This is a genomic window from Arthrobacter sp. B0316-1-20 (assembly GCF_059091865.1).
On the sequence record NZ_JBNHHC010000109.1, the window covers coordinates 1 to 6,412 of the forward strand.

The 6,412-nt window shown below is 64.9% G+C and carries 8 protein-coding genes; 5 read left to right on the top strand and 3 right to left on the bottom strand.

Annotation, left to right across the window (positions count from 1 at the left end):
- Positions 1–97: 97 nt before the first annotated feature.
- The 5 genes from AC5RW2_RS39605 to AC5RW2_RS39625 all read left to right on the top strand — a co-directional run bounded on the left by AC5RW2_RS39605 (position 98) and on the right by AC5RW2_RS39625 (position 3,528).
- Positions 98–1,093, top strand: a complete 996-nt coding sequence (locus tag AC5RW2_RS39605) for a LacI family DNA-binding transcriptional regulator (RefSeq protein WP_494032592.1) — start codon at positions 98–100, stop codon at positions 1,091–1,093.
- 78 nt (positions 1,094–1,171) lie between these two features.
- Positions 1,172–1,513, top strand: coding sequence for a CHY zinc finger protein (locus tag AC5RW2_RS39610; RefSeq protein WP_494032593.1), 342 nt, complete (start codon positions 1,172–1,174; stop codon positions 1,511–1,513).
- Position 1,514: 1 nt separating this feature from the next.
- Positions 1,515–2,264 (top strand): energy-coupling factor ABC transporter ATP-binding protein, encoded by a 750-nt coding sequence (locus AC5RW2_RS39615; protein WP_494032594.1) that lies wholly within the window; start codon positions 1,515–1,517, stop codon positions 2,262–2,264.
- Complete coding sequence (locus AC5RW2_RS39620) at positions 2,264–2,887, top strand: energy-coupling factor transporter transmembrane component T family protein (RefSeq protein WP_494032595.1); 624 nt, start codon at positions 2,264–2,266, stop codon at positions 2,885–2,887. Before AC5RW2_RS39615 ends, AC5RW2_RS39620 begins: the two co-directional genes overlap by 1 nt.
- A 44-nt stretch (positions 2,888–2,931) precedes the next feature.
- A complete protein-coding gene (locus AC5RW2_RS39625) occupies positions 2,932–3,528 on the top strand; it encodes a biotin transporter BioY (RefSeq protein ID WP_494032596.1) in 597 nt (198 codons plus the stop codon).
- Between the two features lie 248 nt (positions 3,529–3,776).
- Here the strand turns inward: AC5RW2_RS39625 and AC5RW2_RS39630 are convergent, their stop codons facing one another.
- The 3 genes from AC5RW2_RS39630 to AC5RW2_RS39640 all read right to left on the bottom strand — a co-directional run.
- Positions 3,777–4,604, bottom strand: coding sequence for an alpha/beta fold hydrolase (locus AC5RW2_RS39630; protein WP_494032597.1), 828 nt, complete (start codon positions 4,602–4,604; stop codon positions 3,777–3,779).
- A gap of 257 nt (positions 4,605–4,861) precedes the next feature.
- The gene (locus tag AC5RW2_RS39635; protein ID WP_494032598.1) at positions 4,862–5,617 is read right to left on the bottom strand and encodes an SDR family NAD(P)-dependent oxidoreductase; all 756 of its coding nucleotides are present in this window, start codon (positions 5,615–5,617) and stop codon (positions 4,862–4,864) included.
- Positions 5,614–6,412, bottom strand: a 799-nt coding sequence (locus AC5RW2_RS39640; protein WP_494075212.1) for a zinc-dependent alcohol dehydrogenase, incomplete at its 5' end; no start/stop codon positions are given. The genes AC5RW2_RS39635 and AC5RW2_RS39640, both read right to left, overlap by 4 nt.

Consider the following 6,412-nt stretch of genomic DNA (forward strand, 5'->3'; position numbering starts at 1 on the left):
ACAGCAGTACGGCCCTCCCGCGTGGATCTTCGGCATTCATCAGTAGGCTCGGATAATAAGGCGAATGTGACACTTTCCGTCATGGGAGATGAGGGATATGCTGACTGGCAGGGAGATCGCACGGCTAGCCGGCGTATCGCAGTCCACCGTCTCACGGGTCGTGCAGGGATCGACGCGCGTCAGCGAAGAGAACCGTCGCCGGGTCGAGGAAGCTATGACCAAGTTCGGCTACGTGCCGAACGCGCAGGCACGCGCAATGCGTACCCGGCGGTCGGGGACGATCGGTGTCATCGCTGGCGAAATCACCAACCCCTGGTATCCCGAGATGATGTATGCACTGGCTAGGGAGATCGGCCTTGCGGGCCTCCGAACCAATTTCTGGGTGTCCGAGGGCGAAAACAGCGAACAGGCAGCGATCGAGGCCATCCGCTCCAAGCTTGTCGACGGACTGATCTTCACCACCGCAACCCGGGATTCAAAGGCGTTGCGCACTGCGCTCGATATGGGACTTCCAGTCGTCCTCGTCAACCGTAGTTTGGAGGGGGTCACTAGCGATCAGGTCACCGGAGACAACGTTGGCGGTGGCGCGGCCGTCGCAACCTATTTCCTCGCTCATGGCCGCACGGACGTCGCCGTCGTCGGCGGCGGACCGGGGATCAGCACGGGACGCGAAAGACGCAAAGGATTCGTGGATGCCTTCGCCGACGCGGGAATCGGCATCCCCCTTGCTCGCGCCCCCGAGACAGAATTCACCCATGAGGCGGGCCTCGACGCCGGAAGGCTGTTGCTCGCAGATGACCCGCCGCATGCGATCTTCTGCACGACGGACATCGTCGCGTTTGGCGTCATCGACGCGGCAAAAGAGCGTGGCTTGCGTGTGCCCGAAGACCTGTGGGTTGCCGGCTATGACGATATCCCGATGTCGGCGTGGAAAGTGCTTGACCTCACGACAGTCCGGCAACCCATAAAGCAAATGGCCAAAGTGTCGCTTCAGACTCTCCTCGCTCGAATCGACAACCCCGACGCCGAGGTAGAACAAAAACGTTTCCCGACGGAACTTATATTGCGTGGGTCTACGGGCGTCACAGATTAATGAAACACGTAAGTAAGGGACACTCGTGCCGCTAGAACAGAATTTGCAGCGCTGTGGCTCCTGCCGGAGCGAGAGAAGATGACGGTGCGACGGGTTCTGGGCAGCCCCGTCGATGACCAAACACGGTGCGTCCACTACCGCACGCCACTGGATGTGGTCGCGATCAAGTTCCGCTGCTGCCGCCAGTACTACCCCTGTCATCTATGCCATCAGGAGAGCGCGGGTCATTCGGCGGTTCAGTGGCCGGCCGACGAGCACCACATCACGGCCGTTCTCTGCGGGGTCTGCAATAGCGAACTGTCCATCCGCGACTACCTTGCGGTGAACGGTTGTCCGCGGTGCGCCGCAGAGTTCAATCCGGGATGCCGTCTGCACTCACAGCTGTACTTCATCACAGAGACCCACCAGGAGAACGCTTAAGGTGTCGATCAAGCAATCGCTCCGGAATCCCTTGCGCCACGATCAGCCCGCGGGGACTTCAGCGCCTCAGCACCCTGGCATCCGGCTGACGGGCGTCTCCGTCATCAGGGAGGGCCAAGAGATCCTGCGCAACCTCGACCTGTGCCTGAACGATCACCGCATCGCGGTGATCGGGCTCAACGGCTCGGGCAAGTCTACCTTGGTGCGCCTCCTCAACGGTTTGCTGCTGCCCACCCGGGGCACGGTCCAGGTGGGCGAGCTGACCACCGCAAAGGACGCAAAGCGGATCCGGCGCCAGGTGGGGTTCGTCTTCCAGAACCCCGAGAACCAGATCGTGATGCCGCTGGTGGCCGAGGATCTCGCCTTCGGCGCGAAGAACTTGGGTTTGAGCGGAACCGAGCTCGCGACCCGGGTTGACGGGATCCTGGAACGCCTGGGCATTCCTCACCTACGCGATCGAGAGTGCTACGCCTTGTCTGGCGGGGAGAAGCAGATGGTCGCCCTTGCCTCAGTGCTGGTCATGGAGCCGTCCACGATCGTGTTCGACGAACCGACCACCATGCTGGATCGGCGCAACCGGCGCCGGCTCCAAGCCGCCATCGGCGACCTTGACCAGCGGGCCATCGTAGTGACCCACGATCTCGATCTGATCGACGACTTCCAACGCGTCTTGGTGGTGCACAAGGGGCGGGTCGCCTTCGATGGACCCCCCGGGGCCGCCGCGGAATTCTACTGCGGAATCAGCGACTGATGACAAAGTCCACCTCAGTCCTGACTTGCATCCCGGCCGGCTGGAAGTTCGCCTTCCTATGCTTGGCCAGTCTCGGCATCTACGCTGTGGCACACTTGGCCGTTCAGGTCGCGGTCCTCGTCCTAGCCGTGGTCGCAGCCTTGCTCACCGGAACCCCGTTCGTCCGCCTGATGAGGATCCTGACTGGGCTTCTCGTCATGGCTGGAATCGTCTTCACCGCCCTGGGGCTCACCACCGGATGGGAGGCGGCCGCGGTCTCGGCTCTACGGCTGCTCAACCTCTGCCTGTTCGCCTACGCCGTCAGCCTAAGCACGACGTTCAGCGCGATGCTCGCCCTGTTCGAACGGGTCCTGGCACCGACCCGGCGCTTCGGGTTGAACCCAGCCCAGATGAGCCTGGCCCTGTCGATGACGGTGCGGTTCATTCCGGAGATCCGCCACCAGTATCTCGAGGTCCGCGAAGCCCAGTTCGCCCGCGGCCTGGATCACAACCCCCTGGCCGTGCTGGTTCCCCTGCTCGTACGAACTCTCGAGTCTGCCCAGGAGATCGCCTTGGCCCTCGACGCCCGGTGCTACGACTCGGCGCCACCTCGACCGCGCACAACCCAGCACACCTCCGCCTGAACCTAGTCCCATCCCAGTTGCTCATCCCCATCTGAAGGACCCTTATGTCCCCCGACACCTCGCAGACCACCCACAACACGGTCCTCGTGGCCGTTTTCGCCGCCGTGATCGCCGCCCTCGGCTTGGTCCCGCCGATCACGATCGGCATCATCCCAGTGCCCATCACCCTGCAGACCTTGGGCGTAATTCTCGCCGGCGCGCTGCTTGGGCCTATGCGCGGAATGCTCGCCGTCATCGTCCTACAGGCCTTGGTGCTGGCAGGGCTACCGCTGCTGGCCGGGGGCAGGGGCGGTCTCGGGGTATTCCTGGGCCCGACGGGCGGCTACCTCATCGGTTGGATCCCCGCCGCCCTGGTCATCGGGCTGCTGGTCAAGTACTGGGCACTGAAGCGGACCGGCCGTGCTGCCCAATTCATCGCAGTGCTACTCAGCGTGGTCTTGGGCGGCATCGGGGTGATCTACGCCTTTGGGGTGCCCTGGACGGCCATGATCACTGGTCTGCCGCTGTCTACCTCGGCCCTAGGTTCCCTCGCGTTCATTCCCGGGGACCTCCTGAAGGCAATCGTGGCAACGCTGGCCGCTATCAATGTGCACCGCAGCTACCGCGGGCTCCTGGGAAGAATGCAGACCGCCACCCGCTGACTGCAGGCAGCGCCCCGCGTCAAAAGTCATCGCCAAGCACCTCCCCTAGGAGCCCAAACGCGGTCGTCTCGATCGGCGGTGGATGCTTTGCCCCTGGAACTAGTCCTAAAATTCTTCCGTTCCAGTAGCAAAGAAAGAGAGTCCCACCGCCCGTAGTCTCCGCTGTCGCTGTCGCGCTCACCACTAAGCGGCAGTCTTCTTGGTCAGGACTGTCTCGTCCACGGAATCTGCCGGGAGACATGTGACCCTCACAGTCTCTCAGTGATGTGATCCCGGATCGCCTGTGCGACCTCGTGGGGAGAATCTTCGGTGGGAATGTGCTTTCCGTCAACCTCGACCAGGTCTGCGGCCGGAATCTCGGCAGCGTAGCGGCGGGCGTAATGGACCTTCTGGAAGTCATCGTCACGGCCCCACACCAGCCGGGTCGGGATGGCGGCCTTCTTCAGGGCGGGAACCAGAGCCAAGGTGTACCGGGCGTCGGCAGCCGCGGCCATCGCCGTCCAGGATCGCACCCGGGCGGGGTCATGCCAGGGGCTGAGGTAGTCGGCCAACTCCGCATCGCTCAGAGTGCGCTGGACGCTGCCCCGCATGGAGGTGGCGCGCGCCTCGAGGAGGCCGTCGACGCTGATGGCTTCCCGTACTTGCCGGTCGCGGAAGCGTTCGACGGCAGGCACCGGCCAAGAGTCGAACATGACCGCATTCATCAGCACCATCCTGCGGACACGGCTACTAGTGGCGGCGAGATGCTGGGCGATGCCGCCACCGATGTCGTGACCGGCCACATCGAAGGTGCCCAGGCCCAAGGCGTCGGCGGTATCCAGTACCGTCTGCGCCAGTGCCGGGACGGTCGCGCGCTCGGGGGTGAGCTCTCCGGCACTGGTGCCGAATCCGGGAAGATCTAGGGCGATGCACCGGGCAACATGGCCCAGCTCGGGCAGGACCGGTGCCCAGAGCCGGCTCCAGAAAGTGCCGTGCAACAGCAGTAAGGGCGGAGTGTCTGGGTCTCCACTGGTGAGGTAGGACAGTTCGGTGCCGCCGACCGTAACGGTGCGGCGGCTCACCGAATGGTGTTCCATGGGGATCTCCTGTTCTGCCTGCATTTTCGGTCGGTCACGACGATACGGTCCGGTTCTGGGAGCCGGCCACCGCCGCCGTCGAAAAGGACGAGGCCCACCAGGGCCTGCCGCACGAACGGTCTGGCCGAGGGCAGACGGTACCGCTGTCTATCTGCTCGGCGATGCGTCGGCGTACATGACAGGCCAGCTCATCAATGTGGATGGCGGGCGGCTCGCGATCCGAGCCATGGTGCGAGGGCGTCCAAGCTCAGCTCGCGTCACGCCATGAACTGCCCACCGTTCACGTCGACGCAGACGCCCGTGATGAAGCTTGCTTCGGGGCTCGCGAGGAAGCGCACAGTATCTGCGATGTCCTCGGGGTCCCCGAACCGGCGCGCTGGGATCTGCTCGAGAATATCGGCGTTCATTGACGTTGCGCCGGCTGCGAGCATCGCAGTCGCGATTCGCCCGGGGGCGACGGCATTGACCGTGATGCCTGCGGGCCCGAGCTCCCCCGCGAACGCGCGCGTGAGTCCCAGCATGCCGGCCTTCGACACGGAGTAGGGGATCCCCGCGAGCTTCGCGAGCGTGCGCCCCGCCATCGATGCGATGTTCACGATTCGCCCGCTGCCGTGCCGCTGCATTGCTGGCGCCGCCGCACGGATTCCGAGAAATGCGCTCGTGAGATTGATATCCATCACCTGGCGCCACATCTCAAGGTCGGTCTCGAGGCCCGGCACGCGCATGCCGTCTCGCTTCGGCGAGATGCCGGCGTTGTTGACGAGCACCGCCGTGCGGCCCACTTCCTCGGCTTGCTCGACGGCATGCGCCCAGGACTCCTCTGACGTGACGTCGCCGACGGCCGGAAGGAAAGCGCCGTCAGGCAGCTCTCCGCGGACGACCTCGAGGCCCGACGCATCGCGGTCCAGGCCGACAACAACGCGTCCCGATTCGACCAGCGCGCGGGCGATCGCCGTCCCCAACCCGCCTGCCGCTCCCGTCACGATCGCTGATTCGCCGAGAGACATCGTCATGCTCGCCTCTGTTCATTGTCGGGAACGACGACGACTTTGCGCGCTGCGCGATTGACGAGCTTCTCGAATCCCGCCTCCGTTTCGCTGATGGGCAACCAGTCGGACACGATGCCATCGCCGCGCACCAGACCGCTGCCGAGCAGCTCGAGCGCGTCAAGCCAGTCGCCCTGAACGCTTCCGAACGATCCGAGAAGATGCACCTCGGACCGCACGACGCTGTCGACGTCGAGCGCGTGGGCACCGATGCCCAGCGCGATGACACAGACAGTCCCGCCTTTGGTCACGAGATCGAACGCCTGATCTAGCGCCGGTCGGGCGCCTGCCGTCACGATCACGACCTCGCAGCTGCCCGCGGCTCGCGCGGCCTCGGACGTGAGCATACCGCGTCCTCCGAAGGAGTCGGCCAGCGCGAGCCCGCCGCCCGCGGCGTCCGACTCCGTTCCGACGACGAGTACCTCGCCCGCACCGCGTCCTTTCAGAAGCTGCATCGCGAGCAAGCCGATCGCGCCGGGGCCGACAACGGCGACGCGGCTACCCGCCCGAACATCGACCTTGTTCACCGCATGCACCGCCACGGTCAGCGGTTCGGTCAGAGCCGCGCTCTCACGATCGACACCGGCGGGGATCGCATAGGCGTTCGCGCTCGGCGCGACCATGAACTCGGCGAGCCCGCCAGGAAGCTCGTATCCCAACCGTTTGCGCGCCGCGCACCGGTGCGACGCTCCCCGCTGACACGGCTCGCACCGCCCGCACGTCAAGGCCGGCCGCACCGCGACCCGTTGGCCAACCTGCGGC